The sequence below is a fragment of the Promicromonospora sp. MEB111 genome, from assembly GCF_030209445.1.
Lineage (GTDB): Bacteria > Actinomycetota > Actinomycetes > Actinomycetales > Cellulomonadaceae > Promicromonospora.
Genome location: NZ_JARVSD010000007.1, coordinates 266,436 through 287,461, shown reverse-complemented (window position 1 = coordinate 287,461; position 21,026 = coordinate 266,436). Strand labels below are relative to the sequence as shown.

Annotated in this window: 19 protein-coding genes; all 19 read left to right on the top strand. The window is 73.5% G+C overall.

The window, feature by feature from the left end:
* The first annotated feature begins 454 nt into the window (after positions 1-454).
* The 19 genes from QRN56_RS08120 (at position 455) to secG (ending at position 21,023) form a co-directional block, all read left to right on the top strand.
* The gene (locus tag QRN56_RS08120) at positions 455-2,098 is read left to right on the top strand and encodes an ABC transporter substrate-binding protein (protein ID WP_285102313.1); all 1,644 of its coding nucleotides are present in this window, start codon (positions 455-457) and stop codon (positions 2,096-2,098) included.
* Complete coding sequence (locus tag QRN56_RS08115; protein ID WP_285102312.1) at positions 2,098-3,063, top strand: ABC transporter permease; 966 nt, start codon at positions 2,098-2,100, stop codon at positions 3,061-3,063. Before QRN56_RS08120 ends, QRN56_RS08115 begins: the two co-directional genes overlap by 1 nt.
* Positions 3,060-3,884, top strand: a complete 825-nt coding sequence (locus QRN56_RS08110) for an ABC transporter permease (RefSeq protein ID WP_285102311.1) — start codon at positions 3,060-3,062, stop codon at positions 3,882-3,884. Before QRN56_RS08115 ends, QRN56_RS08110 begins: the two co-directional genes overlap by 4 nt.
* Positions 3,881-5,662, top strand: coding sequence for a dipeptide ABC transporter ATP-binding protein (locus QRN56_RS08105; RefSeq protein WP_285102310.1), 1,782 nt, complete (start codon positions 3,881-3,883; stop codon positions 5,660-5,662). Before QRN56_RS08110 ends, QRN56_RS08105 begins: the two co-directional genes overlap by 4 nt.
* Positions 5,659-6,516 (top strand): DUF1684 domain-containing protein, encoded by an 858-nt coding sequence (locus QRN56_RS08100; protein WP_285102309.1) that lies wholly within the window; start codon positions 5,659-5,661, stop codon positions 6,514-6,516. The genes QRN56_RS08105 and QRN56_RS08100 overlap by 4 nt, the downstream gene beginning before the upstream one ends.
* The gene (locus QRN56_RS08095) at positions 6,513-7,142 is read left to right on the top strand and encodes a GNAT family N-acetyltransferase (RefSeq protein WP_285102308.1); all 630 of its coding nucleotides are present in this window, start codon (positions 6,513-6,515) and stop codon (positions 7,140-7,142) included. The genes QRN56_RS08100 and QRN56_RS08095 overlap by 4 nt, the downstream gene beginning before the upstream one ends.
* Positions 7,139-8,215 carry an amino acid ABC transporter permease gene (locus QRN56_RS08090; RefSeq protein ID WP_285102307.1) on the top strand — a complete coding sequence of 359 codons (1,077 nt, stop codon included), beginning with the start codon at positions 7,139-7,141 and terminating at the stop codon, positions 8,213-8,215. Before QRN56_RS08095 ends, QRN56_RS08090 begins: the two co-directional genes overlap by 4 nt.
* Positions 8,212-8,976: an amino acid ABC transporter ATP-binding protein gene (locus QRN56_RS08085; protein ID WP_285102306.1), complete on the top strand. Its 765-nt coding sequence runs from the start codon at positions 8,212-8,214 to the stop codon at positions 8,974-8,976. Before QRN56_RS08090 ends, QRN56_RS08085 begins: the two co-directional genes overlap by 4 nt.
* Before the next feature lie 98 nt (positions 8,977-9,074).
* A complete protein-coding gene (locus QRN56_RS08080) occupies positions 9,075-10,088 on the top strand; it encodes an ABC transporter substrate-binding protein (RefSeq protein WP_285102305.1) in 1,014 nt (337 codons plus the stop codon).
* A 5-nt stretch (positions 10,089-10,093) separates the two neighbouring features.
* Entirely contained in the window at positions 10,094-11,368 is a 1,275-nt protein-coding gene (locus QRN56_RS08075; RefSeq protein WP_285102304.1) for an LLM class flavin-dependent oxidoreductase, read from the top strand.
* A 32-nt stretch (positions 11,369-11,400) separates the two neighbouring features.
* Positions 11,401-12,516, top strand: a complete 1,116-nt coding sequence (locus QRN56_RS08070) for an LLM class flavin-dependent oxidoreductase (RefSeq protein WP_285102303.1) — start codon at positions 11,401-11,403, stop codon at positions 12,514-12,516.
* The gene (locus QRN56_RS08065) at positions 12,516-13,634 is read left to right on the top strand and encodes an LLM class flavin-dependent oxidoreductase (RefSeq protein WP_285102302.1); all 1,119 of its coding nucleotides are present in this window, start codon (positions 12,516-12,518) and stop codon (positions 13,632-13,634) included. The genes QRN56_RS08070 and QRN56_RS08065 overlap by 1 nt, the downstream gene beginning before the upstream one ends.
* Positions 13,631-14,824 carry an LLM class flavin-dependent oxidoreductase gene (locus QRN56_RS08060; protein WP_285102301.1) on the top strand — a complete coding sequence of 398 codons (1,194 nt, stop codon included), beginning with the start codon at positions 13,631-13,633 and terminating at the stop codon, positions 14,822-14,824. The genes QRN56_RS08065 and QRN56_RS08060 overlap by 4 nt, the downstream gene beginning before the upstream one ends.
* Before the next feature lie 189 nt (positions 14,825-15,013).
* On the top strand, positions 15,014-15,913 hold the full coding sequence (locus QRN56_RS08055; protein WP_285102299.1) for a DUF1684 domain-containing protein: 900 nt from the start codon (positions 15,014-15,016) through the stop codon (positions 15,911-15,913).
* A gap of 112 nt (positions 15,914-16,025) precedes the next feature.
* A complete protein-coding gene (gene whiA, locus QRN56_RS08050; RefSeq protein ID WP_285102297.1) occupies positions 16,026-17,006 on the top strand; it encodes a DNA-binding protein WhiA in 981 nt (326 codons plus the stop codon).
* A gap of 257 nt (positions 17,007-17,263) precedes the next feature.
* Positions 17,264-18,268, top strand: coding sequence for a type I glyceraldehyde-3-phosphate dehydrogenase (gene gap, locus QRN56_RS08045; protein WP_285102295.1), 1,005 nt, complete (start codon positions 17,264-17,266; stop codon positions 18,266-18,268).
* A gap of 126 nt (positions 18,269-18,394) precedes the next feature.
* On the top strand, positions 18,395-19,594 hold the full coding sequence (locus tag QRN56_RS08040) for a phosphoglycerate kinase (protein ID WP_285102293.1): 1,200 nt from the start codon (positions 18,395-18,397) through the stop codon (positions 19,592-19,594).
* A gap of 57 nt (positions 19,595-19,651) precedes the next feature.
* Positions 19,652-20,422 carry a triose-phosphate isomerase gene (gene tpiA, locus QRN56_RS08035; RefSeq protein ID WP_285102476.1) on the top strand — a complete coding sequence of 257 codons (771 nt, stop codon included), beginning with the start codon at positions 19,652-19,654 and terminating at the stop codon, positions 20,420-20,422.
* Between the two features lie 358 nt (positions 20,423-20,780).
* Positions 20,781-21,023, top strand: coding sequence for a preprotein translocase subunit SecG (gene secG / locus QRN56_RS08030; RefSeq protein ID WP_020014806.1), 243 nt, complete (start codon positions 20,781-20,783; stop codon positions 21,021-21,023).
* Positions 21,024-21,026: the final 3 nt, after the last annotated feature.

Here is a 21,026-nt window from a genome sequence, read left to right as displayed (position 1 = left end):
CGAGACCCTTCGTGGACACCGTTGACATGCCCCGTGGGCGGCCGTAACTTCCCCGCATACCGAATCCCTATCAGTCCGATAGGGAATTCGAATCGGAGGGAGACCGACATGGCACGAGCGATGTACGGCACGGTGCAGTTCGCGCACGCCCGCCCCATGTGTCGTGCCCAGGAGTGTTGTCCCGCCGGCTGCTGACGGCCCCCGACACCTCGCAGCCCCCGGGGAACGCCTCGCGGCGCCCCCGCTGAACGGCCCCTCGCGGCTGTTCCTCGTCGTACGCGTTCCTCGTACCCCTTCCTCGTACCCCTTCCTCGTCGTACCCGCCCGGGCCGGCATGCCGCACCCCGGCGCCGCGACCCCGCCCTCACACCTCGCCCCCCGCGTCACCTCCGGTGACGGACCTTCGTGCACCCTCGCGCAGGTCCGCCTCGCCGTGCCCCGAGAGGACAACCCCATGGTCCCGAACCACCCCCGCCGCACGCCGTCCACAGCAGTCGCCGCCCCGGCCGTCGCCACGGTCCTGGCCGCCGCGCTCGCCCTGACCGGCTGCGCCGGACCCGACACCGCCTCGGGCAGCGCGTCCGCCGAGCCGACGCCGGGCGGCACGCTCCGGTTCGCGCTCGGGGCCGCGCCGCAGGGCGTGGACCCGCAGCAGGTCGGCTCGAACGTCAGCATCTACGTGGCGCGGCAGCTCGCGGACTCGCTGACCGACCAGGACCCGACCACCGGCGAGATCCAGCCGTGGCTCGCCGAGAGCTGGGACGTCAGCGACGACCTGACCCGGTTCACGTTCCACCTGCGCGACGGCGTGACCTTCTCCGACGGCAGCGCGCTGGACTCCGCCGACGTCAAGGCCAGCTTCGACGCCATCGCTGGCGACCTCGGGGCGAGCGCCCCGCTCGCGGCGAGCTACCTCGCGGGCTACGAGCAGACCGAGGTGCCCGACGAGAGCACCGCGACCGTCGTCTTCGACGAGCCGAACGCGCAGTTCCTGCAGGCCACCTCGACGGTGTCGCTCGCGATCCTGGCCGCGGAGACGGCGGACGTGGACCCGGCCGAGCGGCTGCAGGGCGACGTCGTCGGCTCGGGGCCGTTCGTCCTGGACAGCTACACGCAGGACCAGGGCGCCGTGATCACGCGCCGCGAGGGCTACGACTGGGCACCCGCGTCGGCCGAGCACGACGGCGACGCCTACCTGGAGCGCGTCGAGTTCTCCGTGGTCCCGGAGTCCGGGGTGCGGGCCGGCGGGCTCGCGTCCGACCAGTTCGACGCCGTCGGCGACGTGCTGCCGCAGGACGTGCCGCAGATCGAGGGCTCGGGCGGCGCGGTGCTGACCCGCGCCAACCCGGGCGTGCCGTTCGTGCTGCAACCCAACCTGACCCGCGCGCCCCTGGACGACGTCGAGGTGCGCCGCGCCCTCCTCCTGGCGATCGACCGCCAGGAGCTGGTCGACACCGTGCTGTCGGACGCGTTCGAGCCGGCCACGGGCATCCTCGCGTCCACCACACCCGGTTACGCCGACCTGTCCGACCGGCTCGCGTTCGACCCCGAGGAGGCCGGCCGCATCCTCGACGACGCCGGGTGGACCCTCGGCCCGGACGGCATCCGCGAGAAGGACGGTGAGCCGCTGGAGATCGAGGTGACCTACACCCCGGTGTTCACCGGCAGCGGGCCGGTGCTGGAGCTGGTGGCCCAGCAGCTGCGCGCCGTCGGAGTGGACCTCACGCTCCGCCAGCTCACCGCCCCCGAGCAGACCGTCGCCCAGGACTCCGGCGACTACGACTTCTACTACTACAACGTCACCCGGGCCGACGCCGACATCCTGCGCACCCAGTTCTCCACCGCGCAGCGCAACCTCAGCCTGCGCGAGCCCGACGACGTCGTGGACCCGCTGCTCGACGAGCAGCTCGGCGAGGCCGACCCGGCCGCCCGCGACGCGATCGCCGCCGAGGCGCAGGAGGCGATCCTCGACCAGGGCCTCGCCGTCCCGCTGTTCGAGCTGTCCCAGTCGATCGGGGTGCGTGGTGACGTGCACGGCGTCACCTTCGACGCCTCCTCCCGGCTGCTGTTCCACGACGCCTGGATCGAGCAGGAGTGATGCTCGCCTACGTGCTGCGCCGCCTCGCCGGCGCCGTCGCGGTCCTGTGGGCGGCGTTCACCGTCTCCTACCTGATCCTGTACCTGCTGCCCAGCGACCCGGTCGCGATCATGCTCGACCAGGGCGCCGGGGGCGAGCGCGTCGACCCGGAGCGCGTCGCCGAGCTGCGCGAGCGCTACGGGTTCGACCAGGGCCCGCTCCAGCAGTACGTCACGCTGCTCGGCCGGACGCTGACGGGCGACCTCGGCACGTCCATCAGCAGCGGCGCCCCCGTCTCCGGCCTCATCGCGGACGCGTTCCCCGAGACGGCGAAGCTCGCCGGCCTCGCGCTCGCGCTCGCCCTGGTCGCCGGGGTGGGGATCGCGCTGCTCGCGTCCTGGACCCGGGCCGCGTGGCTGCGCGACCTGCTGCTCGCCCTGCCGCCGCTCGGTGTCGCGGTGCCCGGGTTCTGGGTCGGGCTCGTGCTGCTCCACCTGTTCTCGTTCACCTGGTTCGTCTTCCCGGCGGTCGGCAACGAGGGGTTCGCCTCCCTGGTGCTGCCCACGGTCACGCTCGCGATCGGGCTCGCCGCCGTCGTCGCGCAGGTGCTCTCCCAGGGCCTGCGCGAGGCCTGGCGCGCGCCCTACGTCGAGACCGCGTTCGCCAAGGGCTCCGGCCGGGCCCGGGTGCTCGGCGCGCACGTGGTGCGCAACGGGTCCCTGCCGACCGTCACCGTGCTCGGCGTGCTCGTGGGCAACCTGCTCGGCGGCACGGTCGTGGTCGAGACGGTGTTCTCCCGCCAGGGCTTCGGCCGGCTCGTCGAGAACGCCGTGACCACGCAGGACATCCCCGTGGTCCAGGGGCTCGTGGTCGTCGCCGCAGCGGTGTTCGTGCTCACCAGCCTCCTGGTCGATCTCGTGCACCCCCTGCTCGACCCGCGGGTGCTCGCCGGCGCCCACGGCCGCACCGGGGGAGGCGCACGATGACCCGCGGGCTCGCCCTGCTGCGCACGAGGCCCGCCGCGCTGGTGGCGCTCGTGATCGTGGTGCTCGTCCTGGCCTGGGCGCTCGTCCCCGGTCTGTTCACGGGGCAGGACCCGATCACCGGCGTCCCGGCGGACAAGCTCCAGGCCCCCGGCGCCGCCCACTGGTTCGGCACCGACCACCTCGGCCGCGACCTGTTCTCGCGCACCGTGCACGGCACGAGCCTGTCGGTACGCGCCGCGCTGCTCGCGATCGGCGTCGCCCTCGTGGCCGGGTCCGGCGTCGGGCTGCTCGCCGGCTTCCTCGGCGGCCCCGTCGACGACGCGCTCATGCGCGCCACCGACGTGCTCCTCGCCATCCCCGGCCTGCTGCTGTCGCTCGCCGTCGTGACCGCGCTCGGCTTCGGCACCGTCAAGGTGGCCATCGCCGTGGGCGTCGCCTCCGTGGCCACGTTCGCCCGCGTCATGCGCAGCCAGGTGCTGCGGGTACGGCACGCCACCTACGTGGAGGCCGCCCGGCTCGCCGGGGCGGGCCGGGGCGCCGTCCTGCTGCGGCACGTGCTGCCCAACGCCGCCGGCCCCGTGCTGGCGCTCGCGGCCGTCGAGCTCGGCGCGGTGATCCTGGCGGTCTCCGCCCTGAGCTTCCTCGGGTACGGCGCCACGCCGCCCACGCCCGAGTGGGGCTCCCTGGTGGCCGAGGGGCGCGACTACCTGGCCGTCGCCTGGTGGTACTCGACGCTGCCGGGCCTGGTCATCGCCCTGTTCGTGCTCGCCGTCGGCGTGCTCGGCCGGGCGCTCACCCGCGAGACGAGGACGGACCGATGACGCTGACGACGCGGCCCGGCACGGGCGCGACCACCACGGGCCCGGTCGACCCCGCGCCGTCGGGCGGCCCGCTGCGCGTGCGGGGCCTGCGTGTCGCCTACGGCGACCGCGAGGTGGTGCACGGCGTGGACCTGGACGTGCGGCCCGGCGAGGTGGTCGCGCTGGTCGGCGAGTCCGGGAGCGGCAAGTCCACCACGGCGCACGCCCTGATCGGCCTGCTGCCCGACGGCGGCCGCGTCACCGCGGGCGAGGTGACGCTCGGCGAGGGGCCCACGCCGCTGACCGGCCTGCTCCCCGACGCGTGGCGGCGCGTGCGCGGCGTGCGCGTGGGGTTCGTGCCGCAGGACCCGGGCACCGCGCTCGACCCCGTGGTGCGGGTGGGGGAGCAGGTCGCCGAGGCGCTCGTGGTGCACGGCACGCCGCGGCGGGCCGCCCGGGAGCGGGCCGTCGAGATCCTGGCCGAGGTGGGGCTGGACCGGCCGCGGGAGCGGGCCCGGCAGTACCCGCACCAGCTCTCCGGCGGCATGCGGCAGCGGGTGCTCGTCGGCATCGCCATGGCGTGCGAGCCGGAGCTGGTCATCGCGGACGAGCCGACGTCGGCCCTGGACGTGACGGTGCAGCGGCGGGTGCTCGACCTGCTCGCGGACCTCACCGGCCGCGCTGGAACGGCGGTGCTGCTCATCACGCACGACCTCGCCGTGGCCGCCGACCGGGCCGACCGGGTGGTCGTGCTCAAGGACGGCGTGGTGGTCGAGGAGGGGCCGGCCGCCCGGGTGCTGGGCGCGCCCGAGCACCCGTACACGCGGGAGCTCGTCGCGGCGGTGCCCGGCAGAAATAATGTGCCAAGCGCGTCGGCGCCGGACGCCGGTCCGGAGCCCGGGGCGCCCGACGACACAGCCCCGAGCGGGGCGGGCGCCGTCGCAGGAACCGCCACCGGCACCGCCGTGGCCAGGACCGACCCAGGCACCGACCCGGGCCCTGGGGCCACACCCGCCCTCCTGGAGGTCCGCGGGCTCGTCAAGGAGTTCCGCCTGGACCGCCGCGAGCGGCTGCGCGCCGTCGACGACGTGTCGTTCGCCGTCCCGCGGGGCTCCGCGTTCGCCCTGGTGGGGGAGTCGGGGTCGGGCAAGTCGACCACGGCGCGCCTGGTGCTCGGCCTGGAGCGGCCCGACGCCGGCGCGGTCGAGCTGGACGGCGCGCCCGTCGGCGCCGACCGGGCGACCCGCCGTCGTACCCAGCTCGTGCACCAGGACCCGTACTCGTCCCTCGACCCGCGCTTCACGGTCGCCGCCGTGGTGGAGGAGCCGCTGCGCGCGCACCGCGTGGGCGACCGCGCCGAGCGGCGCGAGCGGGTGGCGCAGCTCCTGCAGCAGGTGCACCTCTCGCCGGACCTGGCCCGACGGCGGCCGGCCGAGCTGTCGGGCGGGCAGCGCCAGCGGGTGGCCATCGCGCGGGCGCTGGCGCTCGACCCGGAGCTGCTCGTGCTGGACGAGCCGACCTCCGCGCTCGACGTCTCCGTGCAGGCCCGGGTGCTGGAGCTGCTGGCCCGGCTGCGCGCGGAGCGTGGCCTCACCTACCTGTTCATCTCGCACGACCTGGGGGTGGTGCGGCAGGTCGCCGACCACGTCGGCGTCATGAGCGACGGCCGGCTCGTGGAGACCGGACCCGTCGGCCGCGTGTTCGACCACCCCGCCCACCCGTACACCGCGGAGCTGATCGCGGCGATCCCCGGTGCCCGCACCGCTGCGCAGCACCCCGACCGGAAGGACCTGACATGACCGAGGTACTGAGCCCGCCCGACGCCGACGCCGCCGCGCGCGAGCACGCCGCGTGGCGGGCCGCCCGCGAGCGCGAGCTGCGCAAGCCCCACGGCTGGCTGACTCCGGCGGCGCTGCTGTGGCCCACGGCCACGCCGTCGCGCCTGCCGGGGCTGCCCGGCGAGTGGTGGGTCGACGACCGGACGCTGTTCACCCGTCCGGCGTCCGGCGACACGGCCAGTCTGGTGGGGGAGCACGTCGAGCCCGACGGGCCGACGTCGATCGTCGTGGGCGAGGGCCGCAGCCAGATCCTGGGCACGTTCCTGCCCGAGGGCCGCGCGGCCGGCGCCGAGCACGAGGTGGCGGTCGAGGTGGTGCTGCGCACCGGCCGGTACGGGGTGCGGCCGCGAGACCCGGAGGCGGCCACCCGCGCGGAGTTCGACGGCGTTCCCGCGTTCGACCACGACCCGGCCTGGGTGCTGGACGTGCCCGTGCGCTGGTACGACGAGCCCGACGCGGTGACCGTGGGCGCGGCGCAGCCCCGCCTGGTGCACCACGTCGAGGTGTTCGGCGAGGTGGACGTCGCCCACGCCGGGACGGTCACCACCCTGGCGCTGACCGGCAGCAGCACCGAGCCGGCCCTCCTGTTCACCGACGAGTCCGACGAGGTCGCGCCGTGGCGGGTCCTGCGGGTCCCGGTCCCGGGGACGACGGCGGACGACGCCGACGGGCCAGCCTCCGGCACGCTGCGCCTGGACCTGAACCGGGCGGTGAACCTGCCGTACGCGTTCACGCGGTTCGGCACGTGCCCCGCCCCGCTGGCGGGCAACCACCTGCCGTTCGCCGTCACCGCGGGCGAGAAGGCACCACGATGACCGCCCTCTCCGCGGGGCCGCACCCGTCGTCCACCGCCCCGGACGCACCGAGCGGGTTGGAGGTCCGCGACGTGCGCCTGTCCGACCCGCTGGTCGAGCCGCTGCTGGCGGGCCTGTCGGTCGAGTACCGCACCCGGTACCACGACCTGCTGACCGAGGAGCAGCACCAGGCCGAGATGACGCACTACGCGGCCGACGAGTTCGCCCCGCCGGTGGGCGCCCTGGTGCTGCTCCTGGAGCACGGCGAGCCGGTGGCGGGCGGCGCGTTCCGCCGTCGGCTGGAGCCCGAGCTGGGGGAGACCGCGCGCCTGGCGCGCGCCGACGCCCGGGACGCGGACGGCGTCCCGGCCGTCCCCACGGCCGAGCTCAAGCGCATCTGGACCCACGACGCGCACCGGCGCCGCGGTCTGGCCCGGCGGGTGCTGTCCGAGCTCGAGACGCGGGCCCGCGACCTGGGCTACCCGCGGCTCTACCTGACCACGGGCCCGCGTCAGCCGGAGGCGGCCGGGCTCTACCGCGCCACGGGCTACACGCCGCTCACCGCGGCCGCCGCCGGCGAGCCCGCCGACCCCGCGGTCGAGCAGCCGTTCGGCCCGCTCCCCTTCGAGAAGTGGCTGACGACATGAGCGCCGACCTGGCCGAGGGCGAGTCCCGCCTCCTGTACCCGCCACCCGGCCTGCCGCCGGGCGGGGACGGTCCGGCGCAGGCAGGGCCCGCCGACGAGGACCTGCGCGTGGTCGCGGCCCGGCACCCGGGCCGCTGGATCGCGACCGCCGTGGTGGGCGTGCTGCTGGCCATGGTCGTCTCCTCCCTGGTCACCAACGACCGCTGGGAGTGGGACGTCGTGGCCCGCTACCTCACGTGGCCCTCGATCCTGGAGGGGGCGTGGGCCACGGTGCGGCTCACGGCGACGGCGTCCGTCGTGGGCTTCGCGCTCGGCACGGTGCTGGCCCTGATGCGGCTGTCGCGATCGCCGCTGCTGCAGGCCGTCTCGTGGGCCTACACGTGGGTGTTCCGGTCGGTGCCGCTGCTGCTGCAGCTCCTGCTCTGGTACAACCTCGCCTACCTCTACCCGGTGCTGAGCCTCGGCATCCCGTTCGGGCCGGAGTTCCTGTTCTTCGACACGCTCGACCTGATCGACAAGTTCTGGGCCGCGATCCTGGGCCTCGGGCTGTCGCAGGCGGCGTACAGCGCGGAGATCGTGCGGGCGGGCATCCTCGGCGTCGACCAGGGCCAGCACGAGGCCGCGGCGTCGCTGGGCATCCCGCGCCACCGCCAGGTGCGGCGGATCATCCTGCCGCAGGCGATGCGGTCCATCGTGCCCACCGCGGTGAACGAGGTGATCGGCCTGCTCAAGGGCACCTCGATCGTGTACGTGCTGGCGTACGGCGAGCTGTTCTACATCGTGAGCGTCATCTACGGCCGCAACGGCCGGGTGGTGCCGCTGCTCATCGTCGCCGCCATCTGGTACCTCGCGCTGACCACGCTCATCACGGTGGTCCAGTACTACGTGGAGCGGCACTACGCCAAGGGCGCCCTGCGCACCCTGCCGCCCACGCCCGTCCAGCGCGTGCGGTGGGAGATCCAGGTCGGCTGGTCGCGCCTCACCGGCGCCCCCGTGCCCGACGGCGTCCCGCCCGCCTTCGCTGCGCGCGTCCGGGTGGGGCGCTGGGTCGCTCCGCGAGGAGGTGCCGCATGACCGGCGGACTGCTGGAGATCCGGGGTGTGCACAAGTCGTTCGGCCTGCTGGAGGCCCTGCGCGGCGTGGACCTGACCGTCCGGCCGGGTGAGGTTGCCGCCGTCATCGGGCCGTCCGGGTCGGGCAAGTCGACCCTGCTGCGCGCCATCAACCACCTGGAGAAGGTGGACCGCGGTTTCGTCTCCCTGGACGGCGAGCTCATCGGGTACGCCCGGCACGGCAACACCCTCCGGGAGCTCACCGAGCGCGAGATCCTGCGCCGGCGCACCCGGATCGGGTTCGTGTTCCAGAACTTCAACCTGTTCCCGCACCTCACCGTGCTGGAGAACGTCGTCGAGGCGCCGATCTACGCGCAGGGCCGGCCGCGCGCCGAGGCAGAGGCGGAGGCGCGCGAGCTGCTGGCCCGGGTCGGGCTGGCCGACCGGGCCGACGCCCGGCCCCGGCAGCTCTCCGGTGGTCAGCAGCAGCGGGTGGCCATCGCCCGCGCCCTGGCCCTGCGGCCCGCGGTCGTGCTCTTCGACGAGCCCACCTCCGCGCTCGACCCCGAGCTCGTCGGCGAGGTGCTCGGCGTGATCAAGGAGCTCGCCGGCACCGGCACCACGCTCGTCGTCGTCACCCACGAGGTGGGCTTCGCCCGCGAGATCGCGGACACCGTCGTCTTCATGGACGAGGGCGTCGTGGTCGAGCAGGGACCGCCCGACGCCGTGCTCGACAACCCCGCCAGCGACCGGACCAGAGCCTTCCTGGAGAAGGTCCTGTGACCCGCAGGCACCCGACCCCCGTTCCGTCCCAGACCCCGTTCCCGACCCCCACCCCAGCCCGGGAGCCCGCCCCGGAAACTGCCCCGAGAGGAACTACCGTGACCGTCTCCCGACGAGCCGTCCGCACCCGTCTGCTCGCCCTGGCCGCCGTACCGCTGCTCGCCCTGACGGCCGCCTGCTCGGCCGCCAGCACCGAACGGCCCGAGGCGGACGACGCCGCCGGCCTCGCCGAGAACGCCCCCGAGTCGGCCGGCCTGCAGGTCAGCACCAGCCCCGACCAGGACCGCGTCCGCACCACCGAGTCCGCCGAGGCCGTCGCGCTGCTGCCGGACGAGTGGGCCGACAAGGACGAGATCACCGTCGCCGTGAGCGCCAGCGGCTCCCCGCCCCTGGTCTTCCTCGCCGACGACGACAAGACGCCGATCGGCCACGAGACCGACATCGCGCAGCTCGTCGCCGACGCCCTCGGCAAGGACGTGAAGCTCGAGGTGAAGGCCTGGGCCGACTGGCCGCTCGCCCTCCAGTCGGGCGACGTCGACGCCGTCATCTCCAACATCACCGTGACCGAGGAGCGCAAGGAGACCATCGACTTCTCCAGCTACCGCGTCGACGAGCTCGGCTGGCTCACGGCCGCCGACTCCGACCTGACGATCGAGAAGCGCGAGGACATCGCGGGCAAGGTCGTCGGCGTCGGCTCCGGGACCAACCAGGAGAAGATCCTGCTCGAGTGGGACCGCCTCAACCAGGCCGACGGCCTGGAGCCCATCCAGGGACCCGAGTACTACGAGCAGCTCTCCGACGTGCTGCTCGCCCTCCAGTCGGGCCGCGTCGAGGCCTACGTGGGGCCCAACGCCGTGCTCGCCTACCAGGCCGCGGTCTCCCCGGAGGACTTCAAGGTGGTCGGCACCCTGAACGGCGGCTGGCCCGACACGGCGCAGATCGCGGTCGCCACCAAGAAGGGCGCCGGCGCCGCCGAGGCGGTCACCGCTGCCCTCAACCACGCCATCGAGGACGGGTCCTACCAGCAGGTGCTGGAGCGCTGGGGCCTCGAGGTCGAGGCCGTGGACCGCTCCGAGACCAACCCGCCCGGCCTGCCCAAGACCGAGGAGTGAGCCGCATGACCGAACCGACCACCGACCGCACCACCCGGGTGCCCCTGTCCGTCCTCGACCTCGCCCTCGTCGCCGACGGTTCGACCGGCGTCGAGGCGATCCAGCGGGCCGTGGCGCTCGCGACCGACCTCGACGCCCTGGGCTACCACCGGGTCTGGTACGCCGAGCACCACCTCGCGCCCGGCGTCGCCTCGGCGTCGCCGGCGGTCCTCGCGGCCGCCGTCGCGGCACGCACCTCACGCATCCGCGTCGGCTCCGGGGCGGTGCTGCTGTCCACGACGTCGCCCCTGATCGCCGCCGAGCAGTTCGGCACCATCGCGGCCCTCCACCCCGGGCGGGTCGACCTGGGGCTGGGCCGTTCGTTCACGGTGCCGCCGTCGGCCGCCGCCGCGACCGGGGGCGACGAACGTAGGAACAGTCGCGCCAAGGCGGCCGAGAACCCGATCAGATCTACGTTCGACGGCGGACGGGCAGCGGCCGGAGCCGGGGACGTACCGCGGCTCGTGGACGGGCTCTACGTGCCGCCCGCGCCGCCGAACGGGTTCAACGACCCCGCGCTGCGCGAGCGGATCCTCGCCCAGCAGGAGGTGATCGGCGTGCAGCGCCAGCCCGCCGACTTCCGCGAGGAGGTCGAGCTCGTGCTCGACGTGCGGCGCGGCACCTACCGGGACCGGAACGGCGGCGCCTACACGAGCCCGCCCGTCGAGGGGGCGCAGTTCGACCTCTGGCTCCTCGCGTCCAGCGGGGGCGAGAGCGCCCGGGTGGCGGGCGAGCTCGGCCTGCCGCTGGCGGCCAACTTCCACGTCAGCCCCGCCACGGTGCTCGACACCGTCGCCGCCTACCGGGAGGCGTTCCGGCCCGGCGTGCTGGAGGAGCCGTACGTCATCGTCTCGGCCGACGTGCTCGTGGCGCAGACCCTGGAACGCGCCCGCGTGCTCGCCGAGCCGTTCGCCGACTGGGTGCTGTCCATCCGGCGCGGCGAGCGCGGCGCCATCGCCTACCCGTCGCCGTCGGCCGCCACCGCCTGGACCGACCGGCCCGACTCCGAGCGCGCGCTGGTGGCCGACCGGGTCGACACGCGGATCGTGGGCGACCCGGAGACCGTCGTCGAACGCCTCGAGACGCTCGTGCGCGTCACGGGCGCCGACGAGCTGCTCGTGACCACCGCGACCCACGACCCCGCCGAGACGCGCCGCTCCTTCGAGCTGCTGGCCCACGCCTGGGGCGGCGCCGACCGGGCCTCCGCCCCGGACACCGGACGGGTGGCCAGCGGGGTCTGACGACGTACCCGTACCGAACCAAGGAGAACCCCATGCCCGTCGAGTTCCTCGGCATCGCCGCGACCAGCGACGCCTCCGAGACCACCGCACGCACCACCAAGCCCTTTGACCCCGAGTACCTGGTCCGCATCGCGCGCGCCCACGCGGACAACGGGTGGACCCGCATCCTGTTCGCCTACGGCTCCTCCGGGCCCGAGCCGGCGGCGCTCGCCGCGCACGTCGCCGCGCACGTGCCGGGGATCGAGCTGCTGCTGGCGCACCGGCCCAACGTCTCCTACCCGACGTACGCGGCCAAGACGTTCGCGACCCTGGACCAGCTCTCGGGCGGGCGGCTGTCGGTGCACTTCATCTCGGGCGGCAACGACCACGAGCAGGGCCGGGAGGGCGACACCCTCACCAAGGACCAGCGGTACGCCCGCACCCGCGAGTACATCCAGATCGTGAGGCGGGCCTGGACCAGCGCGGAGCCGTTCGACCACCACGGCGAGTTCTACGACCTTGACGACTTCGTGCTGGACGCCAAGCCGGTCGACGGCCACGTGCCCACCATCTCGTTCGGCGGATCGTCCGAGGCGGCCTACCCGGTGGGTGCCGCCGAGGCCGACATCTACGCCGTCTGGGGCGAGCCGCTGGACCGCACCGCGGAGCAGATCGCCCGCGTGCACGCCGAGGCCGCCGCGGCGGGCCGGGCGACGCCGCCGCGCATCCACGCGGCGTTCCGGCCGATCATCGCGCCGACCGAGGAGCTGGCCTGGGAGAAGGCGCACGGCATCCTGGGCCGGATCGAGGCGCGCAAGGCGGCTCAGGGCGGCGTGCTGAGCCGCCGGCACCCGATCGACAAGCCGGAGAACGCGGGCTCCCAGCGCCTGCTGGAGATCGCCGCCCAGGGTGAGCGGTTCGACACCGCGCTGTGGACCGCCACCGCGAAGGCCACGGGCGGCGCCGGGAACTCCAACGCGCTGGTCGGCACGCCGGAGCAGGTCGCGCAGGCGCTGCTGGCGTACTACGACCTGGGCGTGCGGGTCATCTCGGCCCGCGGCTACGACCTGCTGGACGACGCGATCGACTTCGGCCGATACGTCATCCCGCTGGTCAAGGAGGGCGTGGCCGAGCGCGACCGGGCGGCGGCGCAGGAGGTGGCCGCCTGATGCGCTTCCAGGTCCTGGACATCGCGTTCAACCCGCCGCACCCCGTCACGGGCCGGGAGGTGCCGCCCGCCGACCGGCTGAACCGGATCGTGGACACGGCGGTGCTCGCCGAGGAGCTCGGCTTCGACTCCTTCGCCGTGGGGGAGCGACACGCGGGCCCGGTGCTGTCGTCGGCACCGACGGTGCTGCTCGGCGCCATCGCCGCCCGCACCTCCCGCATCCTGCTGTCCACCGGCGTCACGGTGCTGTCCCTGCACGACCCGATCCGGCTCGCCGAGGACCTCTCGACGGTCGACCAGCTCAGCCGCGGCCGGCTGGAGATCGTCATCGGCAAGGGCAACGAGGACCTCCAGTACCCGCTGCTCGGCCTGGACATCACCAAGCAGTACGAGTACCTGCGGGAGAACTACGAGCTGCTGCGGCTGCTGCTGTCCACCGAGGACGTCACGTGGGAGGGCCGGCACCGCCACCGGCTGGAGCACGCGACCACGCTGCCGCGCCCGTTCGCGGGGCCGTTCCGCATCTGGCACGGCTCGGCGACGTCGCAGTTCGCCGTCGACCTGGCGGCCGAGCACGGCGACCCGATCGTCAGCGCGAACGCGCTGCAGCCCCGCGAGAACTACGCGGTGCTCATCGACCGGTACCGCGAGCGGTATGCCGCCGCGGGGCACGACCCGGCGTACGGGTTCGTGGGTGCCGGCTCGGGCGGCCTGTTCCTGGCCGACACCACCGAGGAGGCCGTCGAGCAGTACCGGCCCATCTACGAGGGCCAGGTGCGCCAGCAGGACGCGCGCAAGCACGCGCCGGGCGCCGTCGGCAAGGTGACCAGCTTCCGCACGCTGGAGGACGCCGTGGAGCGCGGGCCGGCCCTCGTGGGCTCGCCCGAGCGGGTGGCCGAGAAGATCCTGGACTACCACGGCTCGTTCGGGCACGTGCTGCAGGCGGTGTCGGTGAACCACCTGCTCGAGCCGGCGCGCCAGGAGGACGTGCTGCGGCGGTTCGCGGCCGAGGTGGTGCCGCTGGTCCGGGCGGAGGTGACCACCGACCTGTGGGGCCCGCGCGACGAGCGGCGGGCGGCGGGCTTCACGGCCGGCGAGCCGGCGGAGGCCGTGGCGTGACGGCGGAGCGCCGCCCGGCCGGCGTGCACTGGTTCCTGCCCACCAACGGCGACGCCCGCGGCATCGTCGGCAGCGCGCACGCCAAGGAGTCGCACGGCGGCACGGGCGTCACCGGCCTGCGGTCGCCCACCGTGGAGTACCTCGGCGAGGTCGCGCGGGCCGCGGACCGCCTCGGGTACGACGCCGTGCTCACCCCGACCGGAACCTGGTGCGAGGACGCGTGGCTCACCACGGCCGCCCTGGCGCAGCAGACGGAGCGGCTGCGGTTCCTGGTCGCGCTGCGGCCCGGGCTCGTCTCGCCCACGCTCGCCGCGCAGATGGCGGCCACCCTGCAGCGCTTCGCGGGCGGGCGGGTGCTCCTCAACGTCGTCACGGGCGGCGACGAGGTCGAGATGCGGCGGTTCGGCGACTGGCTCGACCACGACGAGCGGTACGCCCGCACGGCCGAGTTCCTGAGCGTGCTGCGCGGCGTCTGGTCCGTGGGGTCGCCCGGCGGCCCGGCGTCGTTCGACCACACCGGGCGGCACTACCGCATCGAGGGCGCGCGGAGCCTCGCGCCGCCCGACCCGACGCCGGAGATCTGGTTCGGCGGCTCGTCCGACGCCGCGCTCCCGGTCGCCGCCGAGCACGCGGACGTCTACCTGACCTGGGGCGAGCCGCCGGACCAGGCGCGCCGCAAGATCGAGCGGGTCCGCGAGCTGGCCGCCGCGCGCGGACGCACCCTGCGGTTCGGCGTGCGGCTGCACGTGCTGACGCGGGACCGGTCGGCCGACGCGTGGGCGGTCGCGCAGCGCTGGCTCGACGAGCTGGCCCCGGAGCAGGTCGCCGACGCCCAGCGCGTCCTGACCACCTCGGGCTCCGTGGGGCAGCGGCGGATGGCCGCGCTGCACGACGGCGGCCGGCTCGCCGCCACGGGCGACGCCCGGGACCTGGAGATCCACCCGGGGCTGTGGGCCGGCGTCGGGCTGGTACGCGGCGGCGCGGGGACCGCGCTCGTGGGCAGCCACGAGGAGGTCGCCGACCTGGTGGCGGAGTACCACGACGCCGGCTTCGACGAGTTCGTGCTGTCCGGCTACCCGCACCTGGAGGAGGCGTACTGGTTCGCCGAGGGGGTGCGCCCGCTCCTGGACGCCCGGGGCATCACGGCGCCGGCCGCGCCGGCGGGTGCCGTGCGCGGTGTGCTTCGTTGACACTCCTGGAGGAGCGACGTAATTTCGTGCGCGGCGATCTCCGACCGATCGAATGTCGATTCGACCGGTTGGTTATCGCGTGCCGCGACTTCACCCGCGGTGCGGGACAACCAGTGCGGCCTCCAGTTCGTCATGTGCGGTGGGGGCCCTCGCCGGCGCACGCCGGCACCCCGACCGGGAGGACATGACATGACCGAGGCTCTGCAGGCCGCCACGTCCGGCACGAACGTCGCCGAGGAGGCCGTTCGTGAGCACGCCGCCTGGCGTGCGGACCGGGAGCGTGAGCTGCGCGAGCCGCACGGCTGGCTGAGCCCGACGGCGCTGCTGTGGCCCACCGCGACGCCGTCGCGCCTGCCCGGGGTGCCCGGCGAGTGGTGGGTCGCCGACGGTGTGCTGCGCACCCAGCCGGTCCCGGGGGACACGACGGTGCTGGTGGGCGAGGACATCGAGCCCGACGGTCCGACCGTGGTCGGCGTCGGCGAGGGCCGCGGCCGCGTCGTGGGCACCTTCCTGCCCGAGGGCCGGGACGGCTCCGCCGGGCCGGACGACGCGAAGGTCGCCGTCGAGGTGATCGTGCGCACGGGCCGCTACGGCGTGCGGCTGCGCGACCCGCAGGCCGCCACGCGCACTGCCTTCGCGGGCGTCCCCGCGTTCGACTACGACCCCGCCTGGGTGCTCGACGTGCCCGTGCGCTGGTACGACGAGCCCGAGCCTGTCACGGTCGGTGCGGCCCGGCCCGGCCTGGTGCACCACGTCGAGGTGCTCGGCGAGGTCGACGTCGTGCACGGCGGCCGGTCGGCCACGCTCGCGCTGACCGGCACCCTCACGTCGCCCACCGTGCTGTTCAGCGACGAGGCCGACGGCGTGGCGCCCTGGCGGGCGCTCCAGGTCTCGACGACCGACGTCACGACGACCGACGGGACGGCGCAGGACGAGCCGGCCCCGGCGCCGTCGGGCACGCTGCGCCTGGACCTGAACCGGGCGGTGAACCTGCCGCACGCCTTCACGGACTTCGGCACGGGTGCCGCGCCGCTCGCGGGCAACCACCTGCCGTTCGCGGTCACCGCCGGGGAGAAGGCGCCGCGATGAGGGCATCTCGTGGAAAGCGGATCTACCGATGAGGCGACACGCCGGGACAATTCGCCCGAGTTTCCGCGATTCCACCGGGTTACCGTGCACATGACCATGGCAGGATGACGCCATGGCGCTCACGGGACAGGTCAAGGAGGAGCTCGCGCGGGTGCGGGTGGCGAAGACGTCGTGCCGTAAGGCAGAGGTCTCCGCGACGCTGCGGTTCTCGGGCGGCCTCCACATCATCTCCGGTCGGGTCGTGATCGAGGCCGAGCTCGACACGGAGTCGGCGGCGACCCGGCTGCGGCATGCCATCCACGACCTGTACGGGCACACGAGCGAGCTCATCGTGGTGCAGGCCGGCGGCCTGCGGAAGAGCTCGCGGTTCGTGGTGCGCGTGGTGCGCGAGGGCGAGTCGCTCGCCCGCCAGACCGGCCTGCTCGATGCCCGCGGCCGCCCCGTGCGTGGCCTGGCACCCGAGGTCGTGTCCGCCGGTGTCCCGGAGGCCGAGGCCGTGTGGCGCGGCGCGTTCCTGGCGCACGGATCCCTGACCGAGCCCGGCCGGTCCATGGCGCTCGAGGTGACCAGTCCCGGGCCGGAGGCCGCGCTCGCGCTCGTCGGCGCGGCCCGCCGCCTGGGCGTGGCGGCCAAGTCCCGCGAGGTGCGCGGCATCGACCGCGTCGTGATCCGCGACGGCGACTCCATCGGCCGCATGCTGGAGCGGATCGGCGCGCCCGAGACGCTCAAGGTCTGGGAGGAGCGCCGCGAGCGCCGCGAGGTGCGCGGCACGGCGAACCGGCTGGCCAACTTCGACGACGCGAACCTGCGCCGGTCCGCGCGAGCGGCGGTGGCCGCGGGGGCGCGCGTGCAGCGGGCGTTCGAGATCCTGGGTGACGAGCTGCCGGAGCACCTGCGGCAGGCGGGTGAGCTGCGCCTGGCGCACAAGCAGGCGTCGCTGGAGGAGCTGGGCCGGCTGGCCGAGCCGCAGCTGTCCAAGGACGCGGTGGCGGGCCGGATCCGCCGGCTGCTGTCGACGGCGGACAAGCGCGCCCTGGAGCTGGGCATCCCGGACACCGAGGCGGGGCTGTCGGCGGACCTGCTCGATCTGTGATCCGTTTTTGTGGGAAAGGACAGAACCGGGAGTTCCAGGCTGTCCGGCTCGGGTCACGGTTCGGCACGGTTCGGGTATAGGCTCGAAATCGTCAGGTGACGACGCCGTGACCATCGCGTTTCCCCTTCGGGTCGTCGCGGGGTCGCGGCGCCCGGAAACACCCTGGCAACGCACTGACTGTCGGGCATCGACGGCAGTGGCGTCAGATCCAAGGAAACGTGTGCGCCGGGACGGCCGGCGCCCCTGAGGAGGGCATTGTGACCATCCGCGTCGGCATCAACGGCTTCGGCCGTATCGGCAGGAACTTCTACCGGGCTCTCGTGGAGTCGGGTGCGGACATCGAGGTCGTGGGCGTCAACGACCTCACCGACAACAAGACGCTCGCGCACCTGCTCAAGTACGACACGACGCTGGGCCGCTTCGGCAAGTCGGTCGACTTCGACGACGACAACATCATCGTGGACGGCAAGAAGATCCGTGCGCTCGCCGAGCGCGACCCCGCGGCCCTCCCCTGGGGCGAGCTGGGTGCGGACATCGTCATCGAGTCCACGGGCTTCTTCACGGACGCCACCAAGGCGAAGGCGCACATCGACGCCGGCGCCAAGAAGGTCATCATCTCGGCCCCGGCCAAGAACGAGGACGCGACGTTCGTCATGGGCGTCAACCACGAGCAGTACGACGCCGCGGCGCACCACATCATCTCGAACGCGTCGTGCACCACGAACTGCCTCGCCCCGCTGGCGAAGGCCCTGAACGACTCGATCGGCATCGAGCGTGGCCTCATGACCACGATCCACGCCTACACGGGTGACCAGAACCTGCAGGACGGCCCGCACAGCGACCTCCGTCGCGCCCGCGCCGCCGCGCAGAACATCGTGCCGACCACCACGGGTGCCGCCAAGGCCGTCGCCCTGGTGCTGCCGGAGCTCAAGGGCAAGCTGGACGGCTACGCCCTGCGCGTGCCGGTCATCACCGGCTCGGCCACGGACCTCACGTTCGAGGCGCCCCGCGACGTCACCGTCGAGGAGGTCAACGCCGCGGTCAAGGCCGCCGCCGAGGGCCCGCTCAAGGGCATCCTGGAGTACGTGGACGACGAGATCGTCTCCTCGGACATCGTGACCAACCCGCACCAGAGCATCTACGACTCGAAGCTCACCAAGGTGATCGGCAACCAGGTCAAGGTCGTCTCCTGGTACGACAACGAGTGGGGCTACTCGAACAGCCTCGTCTCGCTCACCGTGTTCGTCGGCGAGAAGCTCTGACCGCTTTCTCACCAGCGTGAACTCCGACGTCCGCGTGCGCATCGGCCAGCCGGCGCACGCGGACGTCGTCATGTGACGGAAACCCCGACCGGCCTCCTGGCGGCCGGTCCCCGACCTGGAGTGCTCATGAAGACCATCGACTCCCTCGGCGACCTGCGCGGCAAGCGCGTCCTGGTCCGCTCCGACTTCAACGTGCCGCTGGACGGTACGAAGATCACCGACGACGGCCGCATCCGCGCCGCCCTCCCCACCCTGACGCGGCTGACCGACGCCGGTGCGCGCGTCGTCGTCCTGGCCCACCTGGGGCGCCCCAAGGGCACGCCGGACCCGCAGTACTCCCTGGCGCCCGTCGCCGCCCGCCTGGGCGAGCTGCTCGGCCAGGACGTCGCCCTCGCGCAGGACCTCGTGGGTCCCTCGGCGAAGGCCACGGTCGAGGCCCTGGCCGACGGCCAGGTCGCCCTCCTGGAGAACGTGCGGTTCGACGCGCGCGAGACCTCCAAGGTCGACGCGGAGCGCGCCGAGCTCGCCGGTGAGCTCGCGCAGCTCGCGGACGCGTTCGTCTCCGACGGTTTCGGCGTGGTGCACCGCAAGCAGGCCTCCGTGTACGACATCGCGCAGGTGCTGCCCGCCGCGGCCGGCGACCTGGTGCTGAACGAGGTCGAGTCGCTGTCCAAGGCGACCGGCGACCCGGAGCGCCCCTACGCGGTGGTGCTCGGCGGCTCCAAGGTGTCGGACAAGCTGGGCGTCATCGCGAACCTGCTGACCAAGGCGGACCGCCTGCTCATCGGCGGCGGCATGGTCTTCACGTTCCTCGCGGCCAAGGGCCAGTCGGTGGGCAACAGCCTGCTGGAGGCCGACCAGATCGAGACCGTCAAGGGCTACCTGGCCACGGCCGAGGCCAACGGCGTCGAGATCGTGCTGCCGGTGGACATCGTCGCGGCGGACTCGTTCGCCGCGGACGCGCCGCACCAGGTGGTCGCGGCCGACGCGATCCCGGACGGCACCATGGGCCTGGACATCGGCCCCGAGTCCGGCAAGCTGTTCGCCGGCAAGCTGGCGGACGCGAAGACCATCGCCTGGAACGGCCCCATGGGCGTGTTCGAGTTCGAGGCGTTCGCCGACGGCACCAAGGCCGTGGCGCAGGGCATCGTCGACGCGACGGCGGCCGGCGGGTTCTCCATCGTGGGCGGCGGCGACTCCGCGGCCGCGGTGCGGGTGCTGGGCTTCGACGAGGCCGGGTTCAGCCACATCTCGACCGGTGGCGGCGCGAGCCTGGAGCTGCTGGAGGGCAAGGAGCTCCCCGGCCTGACCGTCCTCGCCGACTGACCTGACGTACCTCTGAAGAGAAAGAAGAAGCACGTGGCTACCACCCGCACGCCGCTGATGGCGGGCAACTGGAAGATGAACCTGGACCACCAGCAGGCGATCAGCACGGTCCAGAAGCTCTCCTGGACCCTGAAGGACGCCAAGCACGACTACGCGGCGGTGGAGGTGGCGGTCATCCCGCCGTTCACCGACCTGCGTTCGGTGCAGACGCTCGTCGACGCCGACAAGCTGGAGATCGTCTACGGTGCCCAGGACGTGTCCAAGCACGAGTCCGGCGCCTACACGGGCGAGATCTCCGGCACGATGCTGAAGAAGCTGGGCTGCACCTACGTGGTGATCGGCCACTCGGAGCGCCGCGAGTACCACGCGGAGTCCGACGACGTCGTGAACGACAAGGTGCGTGCCGCGTTCGCGCACGGCCTGACGCCGATCCTGTGCGTCGGCGAGGGCCTGGAGGTCCGCAAGGCGGGCAACCAGGTCTCGTACACCCTCGCGCAGGTCGAGGCCGCGCTGGCCGACGTGCCGGCCGAGCAGGTCGCCAAGATCGTCATCGCCTATGAGCCCGTCTGGGCCATCGGCACCGGCGAGGTCGCGACCCCCGACGACGCGCAGGAGGTCTGCGGCGCGATCCGCCGGGTGCTGGGCGAGCTGTGCGACCCGGGTGTCGCCGACGGCGTCCGCGTCCTGTACGGCGGCTCCGTGAAGTCGGGCAACGTCGCGCAGATCATGGCGCAGCCCGACGTCGACGGCGCGCTGGTGGGCGGCGCGAGCCTCGACCCCGAGGAGTTCGCGAAGATCGCCCGCTACCAGTCCCACGTCGTCGCCTGAGACCAGAGCGCAGCGCAGGGTGAGGGCCGAGGAACGAGGCACTCGCCCGGAGCGGAGCGGCGGTCTCAGGCGACAGAAAATACAGTCTGAGACCTGATCGCTGAGCACCCTCCCTGACATGTCAGACCCACAGCTCACCCCGGTGACCTGTGGGTCTGACACGTCGGGCAGGGCGCACGTTTCCCGCAACCTGCCTGAGGTACCCTCACACGGGCGTGACGTTCCAGGTGCCACTCCCTTTTCGGGGCTTTCCCAGGCCTGATCAGGGGGTTCGCAATGTGAGGTACGTCTCGCTTATTCTTGACCGAATCCGCCGCCGGGGATCGCCCTGGCACATCTACAACCGAGGACGTGAACCGTGGACGCGCTCCGCATCATCCTGGAAGTCCTGCTGGTCCTGACCAGTGGCTTTCTCACCATGCTCATCCTGCTCCACAAGGGCAAGGGTGGCGGTCTGTCCGACATGTTCGGTGGCGGTATCTCGATGGGCGCCGGTTCGTCCGGCGTGGCCGAGCGGAACCTCAATCGCATCACAATCGCCTTCGCCCTCGTGTGGGCCGTGGTGATCGTCCTGCTCGGACTCATCCAGAAGGTCAGCTGACCC